Source organism: Rhizobium sp. R86522, assembly GCF_042466255.1.
GTDB lineage: Bacteria > Pseudomonadota > Alphaproteobacteria > Rhizobiales > Rhizobiaceae > Allorhizobium.
Genome location: NZ_JAXHBX010000001.1, coordinates 2,127,585 through 2,151,827, shown reverse-complemented (window position 1 = coordinate 2,151,827; position 24,243 = coordinate 2,127,585). Strand labels below are relative to the sequence as shown.

19 protein-coding genes are annotated in these 24,243 nt (G+C 62.4%); 7 read left to right on the top strand and 12 right to left on the bottom strand.

The window, feature by feature from the left end:
• Positions 1-43: 43 nt before the first annotated feature.
• From SJY08_RS10405 to SJY08_RS10395, 3 genes are all read left to right on the top strand, one after another.
• Complete coding sequence (locus SJY08_RS10405; protein WP_054150544.1) at positions 44-2,236, top strand: RNA degradosome polyphosphate kinase; 2,193 nt, start codon at positions 44-46, stop codon at positions 2,234-2,236.
• Between the two features lie 12 nt (positions 2,237-2,248).
• Positions 2,249-3,769, top strand: coding sequence for an exopolyphosphatase (gene ppx / locus SJY08_RS10400; protein WP_054150545.1), 1,521 nt, complete (start codon positions 2,249-2,251; stop codon positions 3,767-3,769).
• A gap of 125 nt (positions 3,770-3,894) precedes the next feature.
• Positions 3,895-4,428, top strand: coding sequence for a hypothetical protein (locus SJY08_RS10395; protein ID WP_377275503.1), 534 nt, complete (start codon positions 3,895-3,897; stop codon positions 4,426-4,428).
• A 115-nt stretch (positions 4,429-4,543) separates the two neighbouring features.
• On the opposite strand, the gene SJY08_RS10390 is transcribed toward SJY08_RS10395, so the two are convergent.
• From SJY08_RS10390 to SJY08_RS10340, 11 genes are all read right to left on the bottom strand, one after another.
• Positions 4,544-5,902 carry an esterase-like activity of phytase family protein gene (locus SJY08_RS10390; RefSeq protein WP_153761933.1) on the bottom strand — a complete coding sequence of 453 codons (1,359 nt, stop codon included), beginning with the start codon at positions 5,900-5,902 and terminating at the stop codon, positions 4,544-4,546.
• 108 nt (positions 5,903-6,010) lie between these two features.
• Positions 6,011-7,696 carry an aconitase X gene (locus SJY08_RS10385; RefSeq protein WP_377278540.1) on the bottom strand — a complete coding sequence of 562 codons (1,686 nt, stop codon included), beginning with the start codon at positions 7,694-7,696 and terminating at the stop codon, positions 6,011-6,013.
• On the bottom strand, positions 7,696-8,706 hold the full coding sequence (locus tag SJY08_RS10380) for a DUF2891 domain-containing protein (protein ID WP_377275502.1): 1,011 nt from the start codon (positions 8,704-8,706) through the stop codon (positions 7,696-7,698). The genes SJY08_RS10385 and SJY08_RS10380 overlap by 1 nt, the downstream gene beginning before the upstream one ends.
• Entirely contained in the window at positions 8,703-9,680 is a 978-nt protein-coding gene (locus SJY08_RS10375; protein ID WP_377275501.1) for a small ribosomal subunit Rsm22 family protein, read from the bottom strand. Before SJY08_RS10375 ends, SJY08_RS10380 begins: the two co-directional genes overlap by 4 nt.
• A 9-nt stretch (positions 9,681-9,689) precedes the next feature.
• Positions 9,690-10,187: a GNAT family N-acetyltransferase gene (locus tag SJY08_RS10370; RefSeq protein ID WP_377275500.1), complete on the bottom strand. Its 498-nt coding sequence runs from the start codon at positions 10,185-10,187 to the stop codon at positions 9,690-9,692.
• 3 nt (positions 10,188-10,190) lie between these two features.
• Positions 10,191-11,336 carry a ribonuclease D gene (rnd, locus tag SJY08_RS10365; RefSeq protein WP_054150551.1) on the bottom strand — a complete coding sequence of 382 codons (1,146 nt, stop codon included), beginning with the start codon at positions 11,334-11,336 and terminating at the stop codon, positions 10,191-10,193.
• A gap of 115 nt (positions 11,337-11,451) precedes the next feature.
• A complete protein-coding gene (locus SJY08_RS10360; protein WP_377275499.1) occupies positions 11,452-12,339 on the bottom strand; it encodes an MBL fold metallo-hydrolase in 888 nt (295 codons plus the stop codon).
• Between the two features lies 1 nt (position 12,340).
• Entirely contained in the window at positions 12,341-13,750 is a 1,410-nt protein-coding gene (locus tag SJY08_RS10355) for a multicopper oxidase family protein (RefSeq protein WP_377275498.1), read from the bottom strand.
• 99 nt (positions 13,751-13,849) lie between these two features.
• Positions 13,850-15,088, bottom strand: coding sequence for an MFS transporter (locus SJY08_RS10350; protein ID WP_069041690.1), 1,239 nt, complete (start codon positions 15,086-15,088; stop codon positions 13,850-13,852).
• A gap of 135 nt (positions 15,089-15,223) precedes the next feature.
• Positions 15,224-16,069, bottom strand: a complete 846-nt coding sequence (locus SJY08_RS10345) for a hypothetical protein (protein ID WP_377275497.1) — start codon at positions 16,067-16,069, stop codon at positions 15,224-15,226.
• 3 nt (positions 16,070-16,072) lie between these two features.
• Positions 16,073-16,504: an ABA4-like family protein gene (locus SJY08_RS10340; RefSeq protein WP_377275496.1), complete on the bottom strand. Its 432-nt coding sequence runs from the start codon at positions 16,502-16,504 to the stop codon at positions 16,073-16,075.
• A 99-nt stretch (positions 16,505-16,603) separates the two neighbouring features.
• Here SJY08_RS10340 and SJY08_RS10335 point away from each other — a divergent pair, with 99 nt between their 5' ends.
• From SJY08_RS10335 to aspS, 3 genes are all read left to right on the top strand, one after another.
• The gene (locus SJY08_RS10335; RefSeq protein WP_377275495.1) at positions 16,604-17,212 is read left to right on the top strand and encodes a TetR/AcrR family transcriptional regulator; all 609 of its coding nucleotides are present in this window, start codon (positions 16,604-16,606) and stop codon (positions 17,210-17,212) included.
• 211 nt (positions 17,213-17,423) lie between these two features.
• Positions 17,424-18,329, top strand: coding sequence for a trypsin-like serine protease (locus SJY08_RS10330; RefSeq protein WP_377275494.1), 906 nt, complete (start codon positions 17,424-17,426; stop codon positions 18,327-18,329).
• A gap of 281 nt (positions 18,330-18,610) precedes the next feature.
• On the top strand, positions 18,611-20,401 hold the full coding sequence (gene aspS, locus SJY08_RS10325) for an aspartate--tRNA ligase (RefSeq protein ID WP_377275493.1): 1,791 nt from the start codon (positions 18,611-18,613) through the stop codon (positions 20,399-20,401).
• A 124-nt stretch (positions 20,402-20,525) separates the two neighbouring features.
• Here the strand turns inward: aspS and SJY08_RS10320 are convergent, their stop codons facing one another.
• Complete coding sequence (locus tag SJY08_RS10320; RefSeq protein WP_377275492.1) at positions 20,526-21,722, bottom strand: hypothetical protein; 1,197 nt, start codon at positions 21,720-21,722, stop codon at positions 20,526-20,528.
• Between the two features lie 206 nt (positions 21,723-21,928).
• Between SJY08_RS10320 and parC the strand changes: the two genes are divergently transcribed.
• Positions 21,929-24,205, top strand: a complete 2,277-nt coding sequence (gene parC, locus SJY08_RS10315) for a DNA topoisomerase IV subunit A (RefSeq protein ID WP_069041681.1) — start codon at positions 21,929-21,931, stop codon at positions 24,203-24,205.
• Positions 24,206-24,243: the final 38 nt, after the last annotated feature.

Here is a 24,243-nt window from a genome sequence, read left to right as displayed (position 1 = left end):
TAAATTGTTATAATCGGCACCAACGATAACCAAGGGGCGAATCATGGACAGCGCAGTACACGGCACAGATGGCGAAACCGGTCTGGAGGTGGCGCCGGCCGAGGACCTGCTGTCCAGCCCGCTACGCTTCATAAATCGCGAATTCTCCTGGCTGCAGTTCAACCGGCGTGTCCTCGAGGAAACCCTCAACACCGCCCATCCACTGCTGGAACGTATTCGCTTCCTGTCGATCTCTGCAGCGAACCTCGACGAGTTCTTCATGGTCCGCGTCGCCGGTCTCGAAGGGCAGGTGCGGCAGGGCATCGTCGTCAAGAGTCCCGATGGAAAGACCCCGGCCGAGCAGCTCGACGACATCCTCAAGGAAATCGATAATCTGCAGATGGAGCAGCAAGCCTCGCTTGCCGTACTGCAGCAGTATCTCGCTCAGGAGGAGATCCTGATTGTCCGGCCGGCGGCGCTATCCGAGGCTGACCGGACCTGGCTTGAAACGACTTTCGAAGAAGCGATTTTCCCGGTTTTGACGCCGCTCTCGATCGATCCGGCGCATCCGTTCCCCTTCATCCCCAATCTCGGCTTCTCCATGGGCCTGCAGCTCTGCTCGAGCCGCACCGGCGAGCCTATGACGGCATTGCTGCGTCTGCCGCCGACGCTCGACCGCTTCATCCGTCTGCCGGACGAGGGCGTGACGATCCGCTACATCACGCTCGAGGACATGGTCGGGCTGTTCATCAACCGGCTTTACCCGGGTTATGAGGTCAAGGGTTTCGGCACCTTCCGCATTATCCGCGACAGCGATATCGAGGTTGAGGAAGAGGCGGAGGATCTCGTCCGCTTCTTCGAGACGGCGCTCAAGCGCCGCCGCCGCGGCTCCGTGATCCGCATCGAGGTCGACTCGGAGATGCCGGTGGCTCTGCGCCAGTTCGTCGTTCACGAACTCGGTGTTGCCGACAATCGCGTCGCCGTTCTCCCCGGCCTGCTCGCCCTCAATACGATCTCGGAAATCACCAAGGCCCCGCGCGACGACCTGCGTTTCGAGCAGTACAACGCCCGTTTCCCCGAGCGGGTCCGCGAACATGCCGGCGACTGCCTGGCCGCGATCCGAGAGAAGGACATGATCGTCCATCATCCCTATGAGAGCTTCGATGTCGTCGTGCAATTCCTGCTGCAGGCCGCGCGCGACCCCGATGTTCTCGCAATCAAGCAGACGCTCTACCGCACCTCGAACGACAGCCCGATCGTGCGCGCCCTGATCGATGCCGCTGACGCGGGCAAGTCGGTGACGGCGCTCGTCGAGCTCAAGGCGCGCTTTGACGAGGAAGCCAATATCCGCTGGGCCCGCGACCTCGAACGCGCCGGGGTGCAGGTCGTCTTCGGTTTCATCGAACTCAAGACCCACGCCAAGATGTCCATGGTCGTGCGTCGCGAAGACGGCAAGCTCCGGACATACTGCCATCTGGGCACGGGCAACTATCACCCGGTGACGGCGAAGATCTATACGGACCTCTCCTTCTTCACCTGCAATCCGAAGATCGCCCATGACATGGCGAATGTCTTCAACTTCATCACCGGCTACGGCGAACCGGAAGAGAGCATGAAGCTGGCCGTCTCGCCCTATACGTTGCGTCCACGCATCCTCAAGCACATCCACGAGGAGATCGCGCACGCAAAGGCCGGTCGTCCGGCCCAGATCTGGATGAAGATGAACTCGCTCGTCGACCCCGAGATCATCGACGCGCTTTATGCGGCAAGCGGGGCAGGGGTCGAGATCGATCTGGTTATCCGTGGCATCTGCTGCCTGCGGCCGCGCGTGCCGGGTCTCTCCGACAACATCCGGGTCAAGTCGATCGTGGGCCGCTTCCTCGAGCACAGCCGCATCTTCTGCTTCGGCAACGGTCATCGTCTCCCGTCGGAAAAGGCGCTGGTCTATATCGGTTCCGCCGACATGATGCCGCGCAATCTCGACCGCCGTGTCGAGACGCTGGTGCCGCTCATTAACCCCACTGTGCATGAGCAGGTCCTGTCCCAGATCATGCTGGGCAACCTGATTGACAACCAGCAGAGCTACGAGATATTGGCCGACGGTACGTCACGCCGCATCGAGGTGCGACAGGGTGAGGAACCTTTCAACGCCCAGCACTATTTCATGACCAATCCGAGCCTTTCGGGTCGCGGAGAAGCATTGAAATCAAGCGCACCGAAACTGATCGCCGGTCTGATATCCGGCAGGAAACGATAACTCTGGTACCTCATGACAAGATCTGAAGCGCAGGGGCGTCTTCCCGGTATCGCCCCTGTCTCCGTCGTCGACATCGGCTCCAACTCGATCCGCCTGGTGATCTATGAGGGGCTGGCCCGCGCGCCGACGGTCCTCTTCAACGAGAAGGTTCTCTGCGGCCTTGGCAAGGGCGTCGCAATGACCGGCCGGATGGACGAGGATGGCGTCGAACGGGCGCTGGTGGCGCTCCGCCGCTTCCGCGCGCTCTCCAATCAGGCGAAGGCGACGCGCATGTATGTGCTGGCGACCGCCGCAGCGCGCGAGGCCTCCAACGGTCCCGATTTCATCGCCCGAGCCGAGGAGATCCTCGGCCACGAAATTCAGGTCCTGACCGGTGAGGAAGAGGCGAAATACTCCGCCCTCGGCGTCGTCAGCGGCTTCCACGATGCCGACGGCATTGCCGGCGACCTCGGCGGCGGATCGCTGGAACTCATCGACATCAAGGGCAAGAGCTTCGGCAAGGGCGTCACGCTGCCGCTCGGCGGTCTGCGCCTGTCGGAAAGTGTGGAAGGGTCGCTGCCCAAGGCCCGTGCGCTCGCGAAGAAACTGATGGGTGACGTATCGCTGCTCAAGAAGGGGCAGGGGCGCACATTTTATGCAGTGGGTGGCACCTGGCGCAACATCGCCAAGCTGCACATGGAAATTCGCAAATACCCGCTGCACATGATGCAGGGCTATGAACTGCCCTATGACGAGATCGCCTTCTTCCTGGAGGAGATCATCTCGGGCGCCAACAGCCGCGATCCTGCCTGGTCGACCATTTCCAAGAGCCGCCGCAACCTGATCCCCTTCGGGGCCGTCGCCATGCGCGAAGTGATCGAGATCATGCAGCCGAAAAGCGTCTGCTTCTCGGCGCAAGGGGTGCGTGAGGGCTACCTCTATTCGCTGTTGCTCGATGAAGAACAAGCGCTCGATCCGTTGATCGAGGCTGCCGATGAACTCGCCATCCTGCGTGCCCGCTCACCGGAACATGCCCGTGAGCTCGCCGACTGGACGGGCCGCATGATGCCCTTCTTCGACATCCAGGAGACGGAAGAGGAAAGCCGCTATCGCCAGGCCGCCTGCCTGCTTGCCGATATCAGCTGGCGCGCCCATCCCGACTATCGCGGCCTGCAGGCGCTGAACGTGATTGCCCACTCCTCCTTCGTCGGCATTACGCATCCGGGCCGCGCCTTCATTGCGCTCACCAACTACTACCGTTTCGAAGGCCTGCATGACGACGGCCAGACCGGCCCGCTCGCTGCCATCGCCACCGAACGCCTGCTGGATAGGGCAAAGCTCGTCGGCGGCATGCTGCGCGTCGTCTATCTCTTCTCGGCCTCGATGCCCGGCGTCGTCAACAACCTGACCTTCCGGCGTTCGGACAGCCCGGAGCTCGACCTCGAATTCGTTGTCCCGAAGTCCTACCAGGACTTTGCCGGCGAGCGGCTGGACGGCCGCCTGATGCAGTTGTCGAAGCTGACCGGCAAACGGCTGGCGTTCGTCTTCGAATAGGGGCGCTAGCGCACTCCTATCCACCCATCTCTCGCTTGAGCGCTGTGATCGCTATGGCGATTGCTCGCGTCTGAGGGACGGGCTACAAATCTCCAAGATTTGCAGCCTTGATTGGAGAGGGTGTCATGGCGGTCAGCAGCAATCCCAAGCAAGGACCGCTTCCTGCAGCGATCCGCAAAACGATGCTGGCCTTGGCGGTGGCCACCTCGCCGTTGATCTTCCTTGTGCCTCACGTGAACGCCGAAGAGGCGCGTATATGGATGGGGGAGGCGCAAGAGGGTGGCGCCGTGCTCCTCTACGGCATGCCACAGACCGATGATGTGCCGGTGAGCTTCCGCTGTGAACTGCCAGCACGTGATTTTATCATGACGCTCTCGCTGGATCCGGATTTTGAATCGAAGAGCGGCACGGTAAAGCTGACGGTGACCGCGCCGCCTCTCGCCGATCAATTGGTCGTCGATGCAGAGATCCAGTTTCTGGAAGAGATGGAGCTGACATTCCTCGAAGCGCGCCCAGCCTTCGATGCCGCCATTGCCCGGATGCTGATGCAGGGAACAGAACTGAAGTTCACCATAGGCGAGAAGACCTTTGCCTATCCGCTGACCGGGGCGGCAAAATCCATAGGACCGATCGAGGCGGCCTGCGCCAAGCCGACCTGACGCTCACACGGTCCTAGATTCGATAAAAAAGCGCAGGATCCTGAACCCCTGCGCTTTTCTCTTTCATGCGTCAGACCGAACACGTTCGTTGCCCGGCCCGAGATCTTGTGGTCGCTTACTTTGCTGCGAGGAATTCGCCCACTTCGAGCAGAACGAACTCGTTGTCGTCGGCCTTGTCGAGCGCACGGCCGGCCGAGAAGGGCAGGTTGTTGTCGTTACCGACGACGATATGGGTCGGATCGACGACATCGACATTCTCGATGGTGACGAAAGGCATGTCGTAGAAGCCTTCGCCGCCGCCCTGGCGCTTCTTGTTGTCAGGGTCTTCGATCTTCATCAGATCGATGTAGCCGATCTTGCGCACGGCCTTGCCGGCGTTTTCTTCCGTCATCTCGATCTTGTAGATACGCTTGTGCTTGGCCGGAACGGCGAAGCAGTCGGCAGCCGGCGCCTTCGGATCGGCGCAGGCCTTTTCAACGACACCCGCACCGTTGTCACGCTCGATGACGAGGGCCGTCGTCTCGTCGATCATGTTGAAATCGCCGATCGCCTCGCCGCCTTCAGACAGCGGATAGAGCCAGGTCTTCCCCGTCCAGGCCTTGGACGCGGCGTCGAGTTCGATGATACGCAGCGCCGTCAGGCCATCTGCCTTTTCGACAGAAGCGTCTTCGAGGTAGAGCGGCCCTTCCAGCATGGCATAAAGTTTCGAGCCATCCTTGGAGATTGCGAGGCCCTCATAACCGCCGGAGCGTCTGAGGTTGAAGACCGGCATCTTCGCCGCCGGATTGGCAGGCACGACGAGCGTGGGATTGTCGGGCGACTTCACCTCGATCTCGCCGGCCTTGGTGGCGATGACGTCGGTCAGGGCGCCTTCGGTCGAAAACTTCAGCATGTAGGGGCCGAACTCTTCGCCGACCCAGAAACCGTCCGCGACCGGCTGGATGGATTCGACATCGAAATCGGCGCCTGTCAGGTAACGCTTGTCCGAGCCTTCCATGACGATCGGGAAGGGGGCTTTCTTGTCGGGATCGGTGAGGAAGAGCGTCTTCTGGACGTTCACCGCGCCGGCATCCCAGTCGAAGGTCAGATGATGCAACATTAGCATGGCATCGCTTGAATTGTTCTTCGAGCCGAAGCCGTTGTCGGAGAGGCTCCAGAATGTGCCGTCTTCCATGGCCTTGATGCCGGAGAAACCCTGCAGCGGCTGGCCGTCGAAGGGCAGCGAAAGGCCTGTCAGGCGCACGCCGTCCTTGCCGGGGACGCTGCCAAGCGCGTCCGCACGCTTGCGGTCCGCGGTCGAGAACTTGCCGGAGGTCTTGAGATGAGCGGGCGCATCCGCCGGAGCGCCGATGATGGTGTTGCCCGGCAGGATGGCGTGATTGACGAGCTTGGCCGGGAAAGCCTTCTCCTCGGCCGAGGCCTGGGAGACAAAGAGAATGAAGAGGGCGGCAGATGTCAAAAGAGCTTTGGTCATAGCGTCACCTAGTTGAAAGGGAGGAAACGCCGCTGTCCTTAAGGAACCTTCATGTCGCACCGATTGCCGTTGGGTGAAGTTTCAGTGACGTCACCCGTTACCCACAGGCTAGCCGAGCCAAGCGGGCAGATCGCCGCGATCCTTGCCCGTGACCGCAGCCTCCACACAGGCGGCCAGACTGCCGAAGCGCATTGTCCGCCCCGTGAGGCCAGGGCCGTAATGGGCATACTTGCCGGAATTGGTCATGATGGTCAGGGCATCGACGGGGATGATGGGCTCTGTCACCATGCACCAGCAGGTGTCGTTGACGAGGGTGACGCCGAAGGCGGTGAGCAGAGCCACATCGCCTGAGGCTTCTACCTTTGCCATCTCGGCGCGGCCGCAGGTGACGACGAGCGGCACTTGCGGATGGCGTGTCTTATTCCGACAGAGCGCTGCGAGGGCGGCAAGCTCGGTGGCTGAGAAATGCGGATTGCCGAGCGAGACCAATTGCACTGGACCCGCATCCGCGCCGTTTAGCTCGCGCCAGGCCCGCAGCAGGTCCTGATGGGTGAGTGAGATGGTCGGCAGGTCGAGCGTTGCAAATGCCTTGGGGTCGAGTGCCTCCGGCGTGACGTCAGCGACATGAAACATCGGTGCTGCCGAGGTGGTGGCAAACGCTGCCCCGAAGGCCTTCAGGGCATCCGTGTCAGGACTGTGCGCGGACACTTCCTCGATCAGCGGAATCGCATCGGGCGAGATTGTCCCGATCAGATAGCCGAGTAGTGGCCAGAAGCTGTCATCCACGCCCTCAAGCGGTGGCACGGTGACCCGGACCTGCGGCGCGCGCTCCTCCGGCAGATGACAGCCCGCTTTGGGGGCCCGTCCCGTCAGCGCAATCGCGATGTCGAGATAATCAGGGTATTTCATCGTCCGGGCGCCAAGCACGCTGTTGGCATAGACTACGGCATTCGATTCCGCCCAGACGATCTGCTCGTCGCGCGCGGGTCGGTCGTCGAGCAGATAGGGCGCGCAGGTGAAGGTCGGCTCAGCTCCCATCGCAACATAGGCGTCGGCCACTGCGGACGCCGGACGCCCTAGATCCTCAGAAACACCCTGCGCCTGCCAGCGGCGGTGATCGACCGAAATCGCATTCAGCGTCGTCGGGACCACGACACGACCGCCGAGATCGCGCAGTTTCTCGGCAAAGGCCAGGCCTCCAGGACCCGTATAGATGCAGCCGTCGATATGGGCGCGGGTGATGTCGATTAGCTCCTTTGCGCCTTCGAGCGCCGCCATCCTGAGCACCATCCGCATGGCAACGGCAGCCGCTTCGCCCCGCTCGCCCGCGAGAATGGCCTGGTCCTGATCCGTTAGCGCGATGTCTGAACCGATCTCGGCGATCGCATCGCTGATTCGGATGCGTTTCGCCGTCCGCAGCCCTGCAAACGCCTCTTTCCCGATAGCGATCACCGGGATCGACCGCCCGAAAACCTCCTCGGCGACGATGACGCCGAGTGTGATGATCGCCTCGGGATGCTCAAGCACGATCGCGGCCGGACCTTGTCCGTTGAGGATCAGTTCGAGGATCACACCGCTGCCGGTACAGGAGCCGCGGCTCGTGGGCAGGGCGAGTACGCGGCCCGTCAGTCGCTCGCCGCTCAACGGGTGATGCCGGTCGATGATCTCGCCGGTCACGGCATCGGCACCGCCCCAGAAGCTGAGCGCCGTATCGGTGAACAAGACCTCGCCCTCGGCGGAGCCTGAAACGAGCACGCGGCCCCTGATGTCGACGGTGTCAGTGAGGCTGCTCATCATTCCGTCTCCGAAAGCGCCAGGACCGCGAAACTCGCCAGCCAGTGCTCGCCCATATAGTCGCCAGCCACATGCGCGATCCCGGCTTCGAGATGCTCATGCGCGGCCTTGATCATCACAGGTCGGCGTGTGTCGGTGACCGGCACGGTGCGCGCCAGAGAGGCCCAGCACCAGGCGCGACTGAGGCTCAGGCCATCGAGATGGGCAATCTTGCCATCCGAGCGATCGGAGACGGAGACGGGCGCAAACAGCGTGCGCGGCTGCTTGGCTGCAATGTCGGGCAGGAAACCGTCGAACCAGTCGACGAAATCGGCAGCCGGCAGAAGCCGGCGCATGCATTCCGCCTCGATCAGCGCTGGCGACAGGAAGTCGTCGCCCGAGGGCTCGCCCCAGGCGGGGCAGGCGGCGTCAGTGCCGTACCAGCGCAGCGCCGTGGCGCGCAGCAGATCGAAGAGGGCCGCATCTCCGACGGTGTCGGCATAGTCGGCTGCGAGCCTGAGCGCAAAGGCGGTGTTGAAATGCGTGCCCACCCGCACCGGATAGGTGGCCAGCGGCTGGAAGTCCCGGAAGCGCTGGACGATCCGCTCCGTCAGCGGCGACAGCGCTGCGCCCCAGGTGGGATCTTCGTGGCCGTGTAACTCGGCGGCAAGCTTCAGCAACCAGCCCCAGCCATAGGGTCGCTCGTAGCCACGCGCCATCGGCCGGTCGAAATAGGCGCATTCGCCGGCGATCCTGTCGGGCACCAGCATCGTTGAGAAGAGATCGCGGATCGCCTGCGCCTCGGGTATCTCGGGGTGGAGGCGCAAGAGACGCGCCAGCATCCAGTAGCCATGCACGCAGGAATGCCAGTCGTAGCTGCCGTAAAAGACCGGATGAAGCTCGGATGGCGTCTTCGCATCCTCCGGCCCTTCGAGCCCGTGCAGAACATGATTGGGATATTCGCGGGTGACATGCCCGAGCGCGATCGTCGCAAGGCGGGAGGCAAGCTCGGATGTCAGCCGCGTGGTCATCCCTTATTCCCCAGTTCCAGCCGGTCGCCCCAGTCGGCCCGCCTGATGTCCTTGAAGGCCTCGCCATCGCGTTTGCTGAGCGTCAGCTCGGCAGCCGTGCCGTCGGTGCGACAGAGCTTGACCCGCCCGACACCGCCATTGACGCGCGGCGGTGACAGCACCCGGTCACCGCTGATCGTAACAGGCTCGCGCGAGGCGGCGATGAAGATGTATTTCTCGTCCTCCCACGGCACTTCGGCGCCCTTGGCCAGACGATGCACGCGCGAACGCGCCACCCGCCGGGAGAAATGGCACCAGTCCGGTGCCACGATCGGACAGTTTTCCGCATGCATGCAGGGCGCCACGAGATGCGCTCCGAGGGATCGGAACTTGTCACGAACGGCAAGTATGCGCTGCCAGCCGGCCGGTGTGCCCGGCTCGATGACGACGAGCATGCCTTTGGTCAGCGTCCAGAGTTTTTCCGTGACGGTTCCGATGGTTGCCGGCGGAAGCTCGTCCAGCACATAGGCAAGCGTCACGAGATCAGCTGGCCCAAGCGTCGGCATCTTGGCCGTCACATCACCCGCCTGCCAGTGGCTTTTCACGCTGCCGGAAGCGGCGAGCTTTTCGCCGACGCTTCGGATCGCGCCGCTTGCTTCCACCATCTCTGCGGAGCTTAGGCTGCCCCAGGTATCGGCTGCTGCCCAGAGTGCTGTGCCGGGGCCGCAGCCGAGATCGATCAGGGTCTCCGGCTGGAAATCCGGTGCCGCATCCTCGACCATGGCGAGTGCTGCCCGAACGGCGGCGAAGGTTGCGGGCAGGCGGGTCGCAAGATAGGCCTTGGCGGCAAGCGCATCATCGATATGAAACCGCCCGTCGCGCACCTCGCGTCGATAGCGATCAGACAGAATGGCGCTCGCCTTGGCGATCCGTTCCAGCGGTTCGCCCTGGAGCATCTGGTCGACGGCGGAGCGGAGCGGGGCGGGAAGTTCCATGGGGTGTCCTCAGCCGCGCCGCGCCGCCCATTCGGGGCGGAGCATGGACATCAGGAGGAAATCCGAGCGGCTGCCGTCGGGAAGAAGCGCTGCCTCGCGCAACACGCCTTCCTGAATGAAGCCGATCTTGCGGTAGACCGCCTGCGCACGCAGGTTACCGCTCACCACGTCGAGCCAGAGGCGATGGGCATTGGTTGCGAGAAAGGCAAAGTCGACGGCGCCAGCCAGAAGTGGCGTGCCCACGCCCTTTTCCGGGCTGGCAACGGCGATGCGCTTGACACAGGCATTCCCGTCGCGCCGATTGAGATCCATAAGGATGACGAAGCCAAGCGTTTGGCCATCGTCATCCTCGCCGATCAGGTACGCAAACGAGGGGCTCGCAAGCTGCGCCATGTGCTCGTCAACGCCGTAGCGGCCGATGAACTGGTCATAGCCCGGCTTGCGCTCGGTCTCCATGATGAACGGGATGTCGGCCTCCGTTGCACGGCGCAGGGATAGCGCCGTCACGGATCAGAACTCCACCGCTTCGACGCGCTTGTCGACGAAGCGCAGGCCGACACCGCCGGAGATCAGCTTCAGCGCGAGGTCACCGAACAGCTCCTTGCGCCAGCCCTGCAGGGCCGCCACTTCGGCCTTCTCGCCTTCGGCTGCGATCTTTTCCAGGTCTTCGCTGTTGGCGATGACCTTGGAGGCGACGCCGTGTTTTTCCGAGGTGAGGCGCAGCAGAACCTTCAAGAGTTCGACCGCCGACTGCGTGCCTTCGGGTGCATGCGCGTGACGTTGCAAATGCGGCATTTCAGACTTCGGAAGTGCAAGGGCCGTATTCACCTGTTCGATGATGGCGGCGCCTGAAGATGAGCGTTCCCAGCCCTTGGGGATGGTGCGGAGCCGCCCGAGCGCCTCCACATCCTTCGGCTGCTGCTGGGCGATTTCGTAGATCGCATCGTCCTTTAGCACACGTGAACGCGGCACGTTGCGGGCACGCGCCTCGCGCTCACGCCATGCGGCAACATATTGCATGACGGCAAGCTCGGTCGGCTTGCGCAGCCGCATCTTCAGCCGCTGCCAGGCCTGTTCCGGCGGCAGGTCGTAAGTCTCGCGGGATTCGAGGATCGCCATTTCCTCGGTCAGCCATTCCGCCCGGCCTTCCGCTTCCAGCTGGCCTTTCAGCTTCAGATAGACATCGCGCAGATGGGTGACATCGGCCAGCGCATAATCGAGCTGCTTTTCCGACAGCGGACGGCGGCTCCAGTCGGTGAAGCGCGAGGTCTTGTCGATATGGACGTTCTTCACCTTCTGCACGAGCTGGTCGTAGGAGACGCTGTCGCCGAAGCCGCAGACCATGGCCGCAACCTGCGTATCGAAGATCGGATGCGGGATCAGATCGCCGAGATGGAAGATGATTTCGATGTCCTGGCGGGCGGCATGGAAGACCTTCACCACGGCGGAATTCGCCATCAGTTCGAAGAAGGGCTTGAGGTCGATGCCCTTGGCCATCGGGTCAACGATGTATTCATGGTCCGGGCTCGCCATCTGGATGAGGCAGAGTTCCGGCCAGAAGGTCGTTTCGCGGAGAAATTCCGTGTCGATCGTGATGAAATCGGATTGGGCGAGGAGGCGGCAGGCCTCTTCGAGCGCAGCAGTGGTATCGATCATTTCGGCTCGGTCATGGAAACTACAGGATCAACCTTAGTTTCCCTTCTGGCCTTCCTTGTCAATATGAACGACTTGGAAAGCAGTCTGTAGCGGGCAATCCCGGGCCGATGTCCCCTTATTCGTCGAATTTGGCGCCCTTGAGAGCCGCGATGTTCTGGTTGTGGACGGCCTCGTAGGGTGCGAAGTAGGTGAGGGTTCCCGCTGCAAGCTCCGGCGCGATGAAGCTTTCAAGGCTCTGTTGGTCTAGGTCGGGATGATCCAGACGCGCAAGCAGTCGGGTAAGATAGTCGCGCGTGGCGATCACCAGAGACGGCGGATAGCCGCCGGATGCGATCACCTGCTCGTCGCCATGATTGGGCAGGATGCGGCTGAAATCGAGCTTCGCCAGTCGGTCGAGTTCGGCGATGTGACGCGCCGTGTTCTCGGGCTCCGAGATATAGGTGACACTGTCTTCCAGCGTGTCGCCGGCCAGCAGCACACCGAGATGCGGCAGCAGCAGAATAGTCCCATCGGCGCTGTGAATGTCGAACTGCATCAATGTCACGGTTATATCGCCGACCTGAAGCACCATCTCGCCCTCGAATATCTCGGTCGGCATGACCACTGGGTTGATTGGCGGATCCTTCTCCGCAAGCACCTTGCGCTTCTCGATCAGCGTGTTGCGCGTCAGCGTGTTCGAGATGATCGGGCAGTCGATGAAGCCGGCATTGCCGGCGACATGATCTGTATGCCAGTGGCTGAGCACGACCCGGATGCTGGTGACGCCGAGGCTGGAGAGATGGCTGCGGATGGCACGCGCATGGTCGAAGGAGATATGCGTGTCATAGACCAGCGCCTCGCGCCCCGAGACGATGGCATAGCTCGCAACGCCGAGACTGTAGGCGCCGTCGTCGAGCCAGTTCGGCTTGTCGGAATGCAGACGTTTGCCGAGGATGCGTCCGTCGTAATAGGCAAACAGCCCCGGATAGGGCTCGTGGATCCGCATCGTCTCGGCAAGGCTCATGTCATGTCACTCGGAAATAGCCGGTCATGCCGGTCTTCTGGTGTTCGATGATGTGGCAGTGGAAGACCCAGTCGCCTGGATTGTCGGCCACCAGTGCAAGCTGGATCTTTTCATCCGGCAGCACAAGATAGGTGTCCGAGACGAGAGGCTGGACCTCTCGCTTGTTCGAAGAAATGGCCTTGAAGTTCATGCCATGCAGATGGATCGGATGCGCATGTGGGGTGACGTTCTCGACATTGAGCAGATAGCTGCGGCCAAGCTTCAGCTCGGCGATCGGCGCAGTCGGATCGGGTGTGTCGCCGGGATAGGGCACCTTGTTGATCGCCCAGAAGGAATAACCGAGCGTCCCGCAGATCGAATTGCGGGCCGCACTTTCCGCAGTGGCGCTCAGCAGCAGCGGGATCTGGGTTGCGTTGGAGAGATCGGCGTCCACGCCGGCGTTTTGCACAAGCGGCCCGAGATCCCCGAGATCGCGTTTAAGCGATGAACCAACGGCACGGAGCCGCGCAACGACCTTCGGTGTCGAGGGCCTGATGTCCTCCAGCACCATTTCCGACCCTTCGCTGTCGGCGATACGGACGGCGAGGTCCAGCCGCTGGCCGGGCGAGACTACGGCCATGTCGAGCGGCAGACGTTGAGGCACCGGGTGTCCGTCGATCGCGATGATCTGCGCGTCAGCGCCGGCAAGGCGCAAATTGTAGATCCGGGTCACATCGGCTGCAAGGATGCGGACCCGAACGACACCGCCCGCCGGAACGTCGTAGGTCGGCTCCGGCTGCCAGTTGGCGGTCCTGAGCGTCCCGAAGGTGCCCGTCTTTGCCGCATCGCGCGGTTTGAACTGTTCGATGAACTGGCTGTTGCCGCCAAGCCGGAAGTCGCGCAGGTTCAGCACCACCTCGCCATCGAAGACGGGATCGCGGTCGTCTTCAACGATCATCACGCCCGCAAGGCCGCGGCCCATCTGGGTCAGCGTGTTGCAATGCGGATGATACCAGAAGGTGCCTGCATCCGGCGGCGAGAAGGCATAGTCGAAGCGGTCGCCGGTATAGACGTAGGGCTGGGTGACGAAGGGCACACCGTCCTGGTCGTTCGGCAACCGGATGCCGTGCCAGTGGATGGTGGTCGGTTCGTCCAGCCGGTTGATCAGCTGCGCTTTGAAGGCTTCGCCGCGTCTGGCGCGCAGAATGGGCGGGGAGGGATCGGCGGACGTCTGTCCACCCAGCGCGTAACGCATCACCCCACGCGTCGCCTGCTTGCCATCGAGCAAGACATCGCCTGTGAATGCCTCGATCTCGATCGGGTCGCTGGCAGCCAGCGCCTGGCTGAGACGCGGCATCACCGCAAGGCCTGTGCCGTATGCGCCAAGCACGGCTGCGGATTTGAGAAGGGTACGGCGGGAAACAAAGGTCACGGTCGGAACTCTCGCTGGTCGTCCCGTTTTTAAAGTTGAGGCGTGCGATCAGCAATAGTCCTGACCGTCCATGCTGTCGCAGGCCTGACAATGTTCAGGTTAGCCGCCGTCCTTTTCGTTCGGCGGCGTCGCGAGCTTGCTGAAGAAGGTCGAGGTGCGCAGCAGGCTGCGGAAGCGCATCCGCCGCTTTTCGGTCGGCACGGCATCACGCACGCGAATGCGGGCGAGCGTATATGCCGCAAAGAACGTCAACACGACGATGACGTAGGCGAAGAGCGCATGCGGCCCGAAGGCCTCCATCAGGAAAGAGGCAATCAGCGGTCCGACGACAGCGCCGATCGACCAGAAGAACAGCGTGCCGGCCGAGACCAGCGCATGCTGGCCGGGTGCCGCATGGTCATTAGCATGCGCCGAGCAGAGCGAATAAAGCGGCAGCGCAAAGGCGCCGAAGGCGAAGATGCCGATGAAATTGGCAAGCTCCCCGTCACCCGCAAGGAAGGCGAGATAGATCGAGGCGAGCAGAGCGCCGATCGTCGAGACGAGGATGATCACGCGACGGTCGAGTTTGTCCGAATAATGCCCGAGCGGATATTGCAGCACGATTCCGGCAAAGATGCCGATGCTCATGAAGGTGGCGATCGCGGTTACCGACAGGCCGATGCCGTCGGCATAGATCGGCCCGAGCGAGCGGAAGCTCGAATTGGTAAGCCCGATGACGATACAGCCGACGGTGGCAAGCGGCGAGACCGACCAGAGCACCTTGATATCGAACTTCACATCCTTGGGCGGGGCGGGGCTCGACTTGTCGGCAAACGAGATCGGCACGAGCGAAAGCGACAGCGCCATGGCGATGATGGCGAAGAGATCGATGCCGCTGACCCCGAAGAGCGGGATCATATACTGCGCCGCCGTCACCGAACCGAGATCGACGAAGCGGTAGACGGAGAGCGTGCGCGCTCGTGTGGCATTGGTGACGCGGGCGTTCAGCCAGCTTTCGACGACGGCAAACAAGCCGGCAAAGCAGACACCCTGCACGAGACGCATCAGGAACCAGGAGATCGGATCGATCACCAGCACCATCATGATCGAGGCGGCCGAAGCGATGGCGGCAAGTGCGGAGAAGGCTCTGATGTGTCCGATCGCCCGCATGATCTTGGTGATGTAAACGCAGCCGAAGACAAACCCGATGAAATAGCCCGCACCCACCATGCCGATCACGGAGGTGCTGAAGCCCTCCTCGATGCCGCGCAGCGCGATGAACGTGCCCTGCAATCCGTTGCCGCCGATCAGGATGCCGGCGGTGATGAGAAGCGGGATAAGGGGGCGGATGTCGTGCATGTGAAGGCCTGCAGGCCGCGGCGAGGGCGTGTGATCATTGAGTTGGTGCCGTGGCAGGTCTGAATTCGTAGACCTGTTCGACAGACGGCGACAGGCCAAAATCGCGGCCCATCGCCATCCGCCCGGATTTAACCGTCAGAGGAATGGTCGCCCCTGGACGGCCTGCACGAAAGTACCGATGACCACGGCGATGGAGATGACGGCGCCAAGTGCGATGCCGGGTCTCGCGAGCCGGGGCGTGAAGCGGTCGAGGCCAAGGCCGAGGATCGGCAAGGCCTGCATGATATGGGTGGCGAAGAAATGCGGCACACGCAGATCCCCGCCGGTGCGCGACCAGCCGAACAGCGGCAACCCGCCGACATCCGTCTTGATGCCGCCGACCCAGTGGCCGGGACCGTCGATCTGGCCGCTGCCGAGTGCGAAAGCGGTGATCAGGGTGGTGATGCTGCCGAGCACGAGGCCCCAGCCACCGCCAAGCCTTAAGCCCGTTGGCGCATCGGGTCTTGGACGCAGCAGGATGTAAACGCCAATCACCAGGCTCGACAGCACCAGCAGCGCCGCCCCCGCGCCCATCACGCTATAGGCTATCGCCTCAAAAAGTGTGCTGTCGTTGAAATGCGAGGCGCGGCCCCGGGCGGCCTGCAGGGTGATGTAGAAGACTTCGCCATTTGCTGTGATCGCCGCCATCAGGCTCGCCAGGAAAACGCCGAGCCCGGCCCGCGTCCGCGCCTCGATCAGCGGCAGGAGCAGGATGAGGGTCAGAAGCATCATGGCCAGCGAAGCCTGGAACTTCAGCGGCTTGCTCCAGACGCTGATGCCGTTGATCAGCCGGTCGTCGAGGCTAAGCGCCACAAGGCTCGGAAGGGCGAGCGCCACCGACAATCCGATGCCGACGATCAGCACACGGCGGGTTCTTTGTTCGGCAGCAGCAAGGTCCGGCGACGGCGCGAGCATGGCGCTGTCATTGAAGAGCATGGTCATCGGTCAGGCCTTTCGGGGCTCAAGCGCGGTTTCCGTCGCGCGGGTGAGATAAAAGAGCAGGAGGCCGAGCGGGCCAAACATGAAGGTCGCCACCAGCATTGGCGCCTGCAGCAGGCGATTGTAGCCGCGCCTGTCCGCCTCGACGGCAATCCAGGTGCCAATGAAGAGATCGAAGGCGAGGTAATGCACCCAGCCGGCGACAAGCACGGGGTCGCTGGTGAACAGCGCCCGAACCTCGGCGATCGAGCCAAAGCCGCCGCCCTCGACGCGGAAGAAGTAGACGAAGACGAGCACCGCATAGGTGAGCGAAAGCGCCCCGATCAGGCCGAAACGAATGAAGGCGATGAGGGCTGCCCAGCGCGGCGCGAGGATGAGCAGCATCCAGCCGGCCATCGCAGTGCTGCTGGCAATCGAAAACACGGTGTCGGGGGACATGGGAGCCTCATCTTGACGGTGACAAGATAACAATGCGGCATAACTTGGCAATGTCAAGATTGATTTTGACGACGTGGGTGCGACCGGTTATGAAGGGGCATGGCAAGACAGAAATCCTATCACCATGGCGACCTGCGCCAGGCGCTGATCGGCACCGGGCTCGACATGCTCGAAGAGCAGGGCCTGGAAGGCCTGACGCTCCGCAAACTCGCCGCCCGGGTCGGCGTGTCCCATGCGGCCCCCGAACATCATTTCCCGACCCTGCGTCACCTGATGACCGCCTTTGCCGTCGAAGGCTTCAGGCTGTTTGCCGCCTCGATGCGGGAGGCCATGGCGGCAGCCCCTCAAGATCCGGCGGAGCAGCTACGGGCCGCCTCCCGCGGCTATCTGAACTTTGCGAGATCCCGCCCGCATCTCTTCCGCCTGATGTTCACCGCAAACCGCCTCGACTGGGACGACCCGGCCATCGGCCAGCCCGCCAACGCCGCCCATGCCGTTCTCGAGGAGATCTCGTGGCCGGTGGCAAAGCGCATGAAACTGGACACGCCCCAGGGTAGGGCGGCTGTCGAGCAACTCGTCTGGTCGCAAATCCACGGCCACGCGCATCTGATGATCGACGGCAAGCTGCCACCGGAAGGCGACGGCGGCACCGGCTGCGAGCCTTTTGCGGCGCCGCTAGATCTCGCGAGCGTGTTGTTGCCGGAGTGATGGCGAACATGGCCGCTTTGCGCCAATTGCGGACATTCTTGGAGGCGTCGATGAAGTTCCCCTTCGAAAGCTGTCGTTCAATCAATTGCGCTGGTAACAAGATGAAACGGTGGGGTGACAGCCTCCGGGCGTTTGCGCGGAAACAACAGAGACGGATCGATGGTCTTGCCCGACGGCACAAATGCCGAGTGAGACACCCAAGGGGAGAGGCATGAAATCGAGGATCGTATCGGCGCTGCTGGGCACGGCGCTGCTGAGTTTGGCTGCGGCTGGTCCAGCCCAGGCGGTGATCATTCTCGACAGCACCTGGGCCGATCAGGGCGGGGCGGATGGTGCGGAAGGCGACGGATTCGGCGCCGCCAAGGCGCTGGCCATGGAGCCGCAATTTTGCGCCATCATGAGCTTTTTCGACGGCGAGCAGATTGGCGCCTCCGGCACCTGGATCGGCAACGATGAGGACGGCACGGCTTATGTGTTGACTGCGGCGCATAATTTCGGCGATGGCAACGACCCCGCCACCTGGACCTATTACACCCGCGCTGGTACCGAATTTACCGGCAAGGCCGTGCATATCCATCCCAATTACGACGCCAATAGCGACGAAACGCCCGGCTATGACATGGCCATCGTGGAATTGAACGGGCCCGTGACGGATTGCGATACGCCGCCACTCCTTTATGGCGGGGACGATGAACTGGGACAACGCGCCACAATGGTCGGCTTTGGCTCGAGGGGCATCGGCTCGGTCGGCCAGGATGACAAATATTACAGTAGCGAAGATGCCGCTGCGGCGCGCAACATCATCGACGTGGTCGAGGACCCCGCCCCCGACGGCAAAGGCGGCAATCAGTTGCTGGTCGACTTCGACAGCGAGGACGGTTCCACCAATGTCTTTGAGGACGGCAATTCCCTGCCGGTTGATGAATATGAAGGCGTGCTGGGCTCGGGTGACAGCGGCGGCTCGCTCTGGATCGAGACCGACGAGGGTTGGGCTATTGTCGGGGTCAACGCCTGGGGCGACGATGCGGTTTATGGTTCGACGGGCGGTTTCGGACGTATCAGCACGCAATATGACTGGGTCAAGTCCATCTTCGATGCGAGTTTCACCAACGAGTAGGCGCCGGTGCGGCGAACGCCGCCTTCGGGCAGGTAATGGCCATCGGCGGATCCAGCCGCTCGCGGCACTCCAGTCGTTTGGGTTCAAATTGCAGTCAATCCGCCGCAGTCCCTTCTACCAAACGTGTCCTTTGCCTCCCGTCAAATCCCGATGGTGCCCCGGCCCAGCACTACGCAGCCTTGACAAATCAGGCGCACCATGCGCTTTTCCGCCCGATTTTCTATCGGTCGCGCGCCTGTCTTGAGGTGCCCTTTCGACCGTCACATTCGGGATACCTGATCATGCATCGTTACCGCAGCCACACCTGTGCCGCTCTTCGCAAATCCGACGTCGGTCAGACCGTCCGCCTCTCGGGCTGGGTCCATCGTGTTCGCGACCATGGCGGCGTGCTCTTCATCGACCTGCGCGACCATTACGGCATCACGCAGGTCGTGGCAGATCCGGATAGCCCGGCCTTCAAGGCGGCCGAAACCGTGCGTGGCGAGTGGGTCATCCGCATCGACGGCCTGGTCAAGGCCCGCACGGACGACACCGTCAACAAGAACATGCCGACCGGCGAGATCGAGCTTTACGCTCAGGAAATCGAAGTGCTTTCGGCCGCCAAGGAATTGCCGCTGCCGGTCTTCGGCGAGCCCGATTATCCGGAAGACGTGCGCCTGAAGTACCGCTTCCTCGATCTGCGCCGCGACACGCTGCACAAGAACATCGTCAAGCGCACCCAGATCATTTCGTCGATGCGCACGGGCATGGCCGCTGCCGGCTTTGCCGAATATTCGACCCCGATCCTGACGGCCTCGTCGCCGGAAGGCGCGCGCGACTTCCTCGTGCCGAGCCGCATCCACGAAGGCAAGTTCTTCGCGCTGCCCCAGGCGCCGCAGCAGTACAAGCAGCTTCTGATGGTTGCCGGCTTCGACCGCTACTTCCAGATCGCGCCCTGCTTCCGCGACGAAGACCCGCGCGCCGACCGTCTGCCGGGCGAGTTCTACCAGCTCGACGTCGAGATGAGCTTCGTCACGCAGGAAGATGTCTGGGCGACGATGGAGCCGATGATGACCTCGGTCTTCGAGCAGTTCGCCGAAGGCAAGCCGGTCACCAAGGAATGGCCGCGCATCCCCTATGACGTCGCGATCCGGAAGTATGGCTCCGACAAGCCGGACCTGCGCAACCCGATCGTCATGGAAGGCGTTACCGACCACTTCCGTGATTCCGGCTTCAAGGTCTTCGCCGGCATGATCGCGTCCAACCCGAAGGTCGAGATCTGGGCGATCCCGGCCAAGACCGGTGGCAGCAGAGCATTCTGCGACCGCATGAACGCCTGGGCGCAATCGACCGGTCAGCCGGGCCTCGGCTATATCTTCTGGAAGGAAGAGGACGGCAAGATCGCCGGCTCCGGCCCGCTCGCCAAGAACATCGGCGAAGAGCGCACCGAAGCGATCCGCCAGCAGCTCGGCCTCGAGCCGGGCGACGCGGCTTTCTTCGTCGCCGGCGATCCGGCCAAATTCTACAAGTTTGCCGGTGAAGCCCGCACCCGCGCCGGCGAGGAACTGAACCTCGTCGACCGCGATCGTTTTGAAATGTGCTGGATCGTCGACTTCCCGTTCTACGAATACAACGAGGAAGAAAAGAAGATCGACTTCGCCCACAACCCCTTCTCGATGCCGCAGGGTGGTCTGGAAGCGCTCGAAAGTCAGGATCCGCTGTCGCTCAAGGCCTATCAGTATGACGCGGTCTGCAACGGCTTCGAAATCGCCTCGGGCTCGATCCGTAACCAGTCGCCGGAGCTGATGGTCAAGGCCTTCGAAAAGGTCGGCCTGTCCAAGGATGATGTCGAGGAACGCTTCGGCGGCATGTACCGTGCCTTCCAGTACGGCGCTCCTCCGCATGGCGGCTGCGCTTTCGGCATCGACCGCGTGGTCATGCTGCTCGTCGGTGCGAAGAACCTGCGCGAAATCTCGCTCTTCCCGATGAACCAGCAGGCCCAGGACCTGCTGATGAACGCCCCGTCGCCGGCAACGCCCGCGCAGCTGCGCGATCTGTCGCTGCGCGTCGTGCCGCAGCCGAAGAAGGACTGATCGGGTTCGATGAATTGAATGGAAGAGGCCGGGAGCGATCCCGGCCTTTTTTATTGACCTCAAGGCCAAGAAAAAGCCCGGCCGCTTTCGCGGGCCGGGCTCTGTGTCTCAGCTAACGCTGAGATCAGTCGTTGGCGGTGACCTTCAGCCCGATCAGGCCGGGGATCGTTTCCGGCGCGCCCATGGCAGCACCCATGATCATCGGGAAGGCGACAGGGCTCGCAGGCGCTGCAGCGATGGTCAGCGCCTTCGGATCGTCGATATAGGTGTTCACGGCGGCGGAGATTTCGTTCTGGATCGCGCCGAGCTTGGCCTGAGCAAGCAGGATCGGGACCATGCCCTTGACCATCTGCGCCATCTGGGCGCCGTCGGCACCATTGCTCTTGCCGGCATAGTCGAGGCCGCGCTTGGTGATGCCGGCATCCTCGAAGCGGATCTGCGCGTCGACCAGCGTCATCTGCTGCACGAGGCCGAGCATGGCAAGACCCGCTGCCTGCTGGGCCTGCTCGTTCTGCGGCTGTGCCTGCATCATGCGGGCCTGTTCCTGCATCTGCTTGACGAGATCAAGCGTGTAGCCGGACATCGAGAAGGCGAGGGAGAGCTTGCCGACATTGGCGAAATCGATCGAGTAGTCCTCGATGTCGATCGTGCCGCTTTCGACATCCCAGCTGCCGGACATGTTCATGCTGCCGTCGAGCGTGGTGAGGCCGAGCGCTTCGATCTGTGCCTTGGTCTGCGGGTCTTCAACGGTGCTGAGATCGGCCTTCACGCCGGTCACTGTGCCTTCGAAGGTGATCGTGCTCTCGTCGTCCGACAGTCCCATCGTGCCGACCGCTTCCGCCATCGAGAACACCGACTTGCCATCGACAGTGACATCGACCGGACCGCTATGGGCCTCTTCGTAGAACATCAGCGAATCAATACCCTCGGCATTGGCATCACCTGGCACATAGACGCCGGCCAGATAGAGATCCTGAACCTTGAAGCTCGACTTTTCCTCGGTCACGTTAACCTCGGGGAATTCGACGCGCTCGATGAAGTAGGCGCCGCCTTCTTCCTCGGTCACGCCTTCGAGCGTCAGTTCTTCAAGCATCAGGGGCTTCTCAGCCGTAGCGCCTTCCACACCAAGCTTCAGGCCCTTGAAGACGACGTTCGATCCATCGACCTCGACGTTCTCAGCCGTGATGTTGCTGCCACCCGTCGCGAAGGCAGCATTGATCTTCTTCAACAAATCCTGCCCGTCCAGCGCAAAGGCAGGACCGGCGAAGACTGTGAGCGCAGCGCTCGCGAGCAGAAGTCGGGTGGAGCGGTACTGGGTCATGAGAAGGTCCTTCGTGCTGGTTCCGCGAGAGGTGCGGACAAAATTGGTCGGCGATATTTATAAGTGGGATTGAAAAAACGTCCACCGGTTTTCGCCATAGCCTGATGCAGCAAGATTGCGGCGTGATGGCGATCACATCGCCTTAATCCACAGGCAGAATCCCCGGATTCCTTGCTGTTGCGGGTCTTCTCCGATAGGGGAAACCCATGGGGACAAATCAGCTTCCGCCCGATGAGGGTGGCGATCACATTCTTCCTGTTGACCTGAAGGCGGCGCTCGAAGAGCGCTATCTCGCCTATGCCTTGTCGACGATCATGCACCGTGCGCTGCCGGACGTCCGCGACGGCCTGAAGCCCGTGCATCGCCGCATCATCCACGCGATGAGCGAGATGGGCATCCGCCCGAACTCGGCCTTCAAGAAATGCGCCCGTATCGTCGGCGACGTCATCGGTAAGTTCCACCCGCATGGCGACCAGTCGGTCTATGACGCCTTGGTGCGCCTCGCGCAGGATTTCTCGCAGCGCTATCCGGTCGTGGACGGGCAGGGCAACTTCGGCAATATCGACGGCGACAGTGCAGCCGCCTATCGTTACACCGAAGCCCGCATGACCGACGTCGCGGCCCTGCTGCTCGAGGGCATCGATCAGGACGCAGTCGACTTCCGCCCGACCTATAACGAGGAAGACGACGAGCCGACGGTTCTGCCGGGTGCCTTCCCGAACCTGCTGGCCAACGGCGCCTCAGGCATCGCGGTCGGCATGGCGACGTCCATTCCTCCGCACAACGCCCATGAGCTCTGCGACGCCGCCCTCTACCTGATCAAGAACCCCGGCGCGCCCGTCGAGGAACTCCTGGCAGATCCAGCCCATCCGGAACGCGGCGGCATCGAAGGCCCCGACTTCCCGACTGGTGGCGTGATCGTCGAGAGCCGCGCCTCGATGCTCGAAACCTATCGCACCGGTCGCGGTGGTTTCCGCGTCCGTGCCAAATGGGAGACCGAAGACCTCGGCCGCGGCGGCTACCAGATCATCGTCACCCAGATCCCGTTCCAGGTGCAGAAGTCGCGCCTGATCGAAAAGATCGCCGAACTGCTGATAGCCCGCCGCCTGCCGCTTCTGGAAGACGTGCGCGACGAAAGTGCGGAAGATGTTCGCCTCGTTCTCGTTCCGAAGAGCCGCACGGTCGACGCGACGCTGCTGATGGAATCGCTCTTCAAGCTCACCGAGCTCGAAAGCCGCATTCCGCTCAACATGAACGTCCTCTCCCAGGGCAAGGTGCCCAAGGTCATGGCCCTCAACGAGGTGCTGACCGAGTGGCTCGCCCACCGCAAGGACGTTCTCATCCGCCGTTCGAAGTTCCGCCTGGCCGCCATCGATCGGCGCCTGGAAATCCTCGGCGGATTGCTGATCGCCTATCTCAACCTCGACGAGGTGATCCGGATCATCCGCGAGGAAGATGAGCCGAAGCCTGTCCTGATCGCCAAATGGGATCTGACCGACAATCAGGCCGAAGCCATCCTCAACATGCGGCTCCGCAATCTGCGCAAGCTCGAAGAGTTCGAGATCCGCAAGGAGCATGAGGCGCTCTCGGCCGAGAAGGCCGAAATCGAATCCCTGCTCGCCTCCGATGACAAGCAGTGGCAGACCGTCGCCTGGGAAATCGGCGAGGTGAAGAAGAAATACGCCAAGGCGACCGAGCTCGGCCGCCGCCGCACCGTCTTCTCCGACGCTCCGAGTGCGGATGTCGAAGCGATCCAGCAGGCGATGATCGAAAAGGAACCGATCACCGTCGTCATCTCCGAAAAGGGCTGGATCCGCGCGCTGAAGGGCCACATCTCCGAGACCTCGTCGCTGACCTTCAAGGAAGGCGACGGATTGAAGGTGGCCTTCCCGGCCCAGACGACGGACAAGATCCTGCTCGTGACCACGGGCGGCAAGGTCTACACGCTCGGCGGTGACAAGCTGCCCGGTGGCCGTGGCCATGGCGAGCCGCTGCGCATCATGGTCGACATGGAAAACGATCAGGACGTGCTGACCGCCTTTGTCCATGATGCAAGCCGCAAGCTGATCTTCGTCTCGACGGCTGGCAACGGCTTCATCGTGCCGGAAGGGGAGGTTGTCGCCAACACCCGCAAGGGCAAGCAGGTGATGAATGTCGGCATGCCTGATGAGGCAAAGCTCGTGGTCCCCGTCAGCGGCGATCATCTGGCGGTCGTTGGCGAGAACCGCAAGCTCGTGGTCTTCCCCCTGACCCAGATCCCGGAAATGACCCGCGGCAAGGGCGTGCGCCTGCAGCGCTACAAGGATGGCGGCATTTCCGACGTCAAGTTCTTCGCGATCGCAGACGGTCTGACCTGGGCCGACAGTGCCGGACGCACTTTCACCAAGACGAAGGATGAACTCGTCGAATGGCAGGGTGATCGCGCCTCGGCCGGCCGCCTTGTCCCGAAGGGCTTCCCGCGCAGCGGCAAATTCTCGGGCTGATCCCAAGGCCTCAGACAATGACAGCCGGTCGCCTCGCG

Excerpts from the sequence above, each read along its gene's own strand:
- SJY08_RS10375 (WP_377275501.1), bottom strand. The coding sequence starts at position 9,680 with ATGGAACTTCCCGCCCCGCTCCGCTCCGCCGTCGACCAGATGCTCCAG.
- SJY08_RS10380 (WP_377275502.1), bottom strand. The coding sequence starts at position 8,706 with ATGACCACGCGGCTGACATCCGAGCTTGCCTCCCGCCTTGCGACGATC.
- SJY08_RS10360 (WP_377275499.1), bottom strand. The coding sequence starts at position 12,339 with ATGAGCCTTGCCGAGACGATGCGGATCCACGAGCCCTATCCGGGGCTG.
- ppx (WP_054150545.1), top strand. The coding sequence starts at position 2,249 with ATGACAAGATCTGAAGCGCAGGGGCGTCTTCCCGGTATCGCCCCTGTC.
- aspS (WP_377275493.1), top strand. The coding sequence starts at position 18,611 with ATGCATCGTTACCGCAGCCACACCTGTGCCGCTCTTCGCAAATCCGAC.
- SJY08_RS10340 (WP_377275496.1), bottom strand. The coding sequence starts at position 16,504 with ATGTCCCCCGACACCGTGTTTTCGATTGCCAGCAGCACTGCGATGGCC.
- SJY08_RS10390 (WP_153761933.1), bottom strand. The coding sequence starts at position 5,902 with ATGACCAAAGCTCTTTTGACATCTGCCGCCCTCTTCATTCTCTTTGTC.
- parC (WP_069041681.1), top strand. The coding sequence starts at position 21,929 with ATGGGGACAAATCAGCTTCCGCCCGATGAGGGTGGCGATCACATTCTT.
- SJY08_RS10330 (WP_377275494.1), top strand. The coding sequence starts at position 17,424 with ATGAAATCGAGGATCGTATCGGCGCTGCTGGGCACGGCGCTGCTGAGT.
- SJY08_RS10395 (WP_377275503.1), top strand. The coding sequence starts at position 3,895 with ATGGCGGTCAGCAGCAATCCCAAGCAAGGACCGCTTCCTGCAGCGATC.
- SJY08_RS10320 (WP_377275492.1), bottom strand. The coding sequence starts at position 21,722 with ATGACCCAGTACCGCTCCACCCGACTTCTGCTCGCGAGCGCTGCGCTC.
- SJY08_RS10350 (WP_069041690.1), bottom strand. The coding sequence starts at position 15,088 with ATGCACGACATCCGCCCCCTTATCCCGCTTCTCATCACCGCCGGCATC.
- SJY08_RS10345 (WP_377275497.1), bottom strand. The coding sequence starts at position 16,069 with ATGACCATGCTCTTCAATGACAGCGCCATGCTCGCGCCGTCGCCGGAC.
- SJY08_RS10405 (WP_054150544.1), top strand. The coding sequence starts at position 44 with ATGGACAGCGCAGTACACGGCACAGATGGCGAAACCGGTCTGGAGGTG.
- SJY08_RS10385 (WP_377278540.1), bottom strand. The coding sequence starts at position 7,696 with ATGAGCAGCCTCACTGACACCGTCGACATCAGGGGCCGCGTGCTCGTT.
- rnd (WP_054150551.1), bottom strand. The coding sequence starts at position 11,336 with ATGATCGATACCACTGCTGCGCTCGAAGAGGCCTGCCGCCTCCTCGCC.
- SJY08_RS10335 (WP_377275495.1), top strand. The coding sequence starts at position 16,604 with ATGGCAAGACAGAAATCCTATCACCATGGCGACCTGCGCCAGGCGCTG.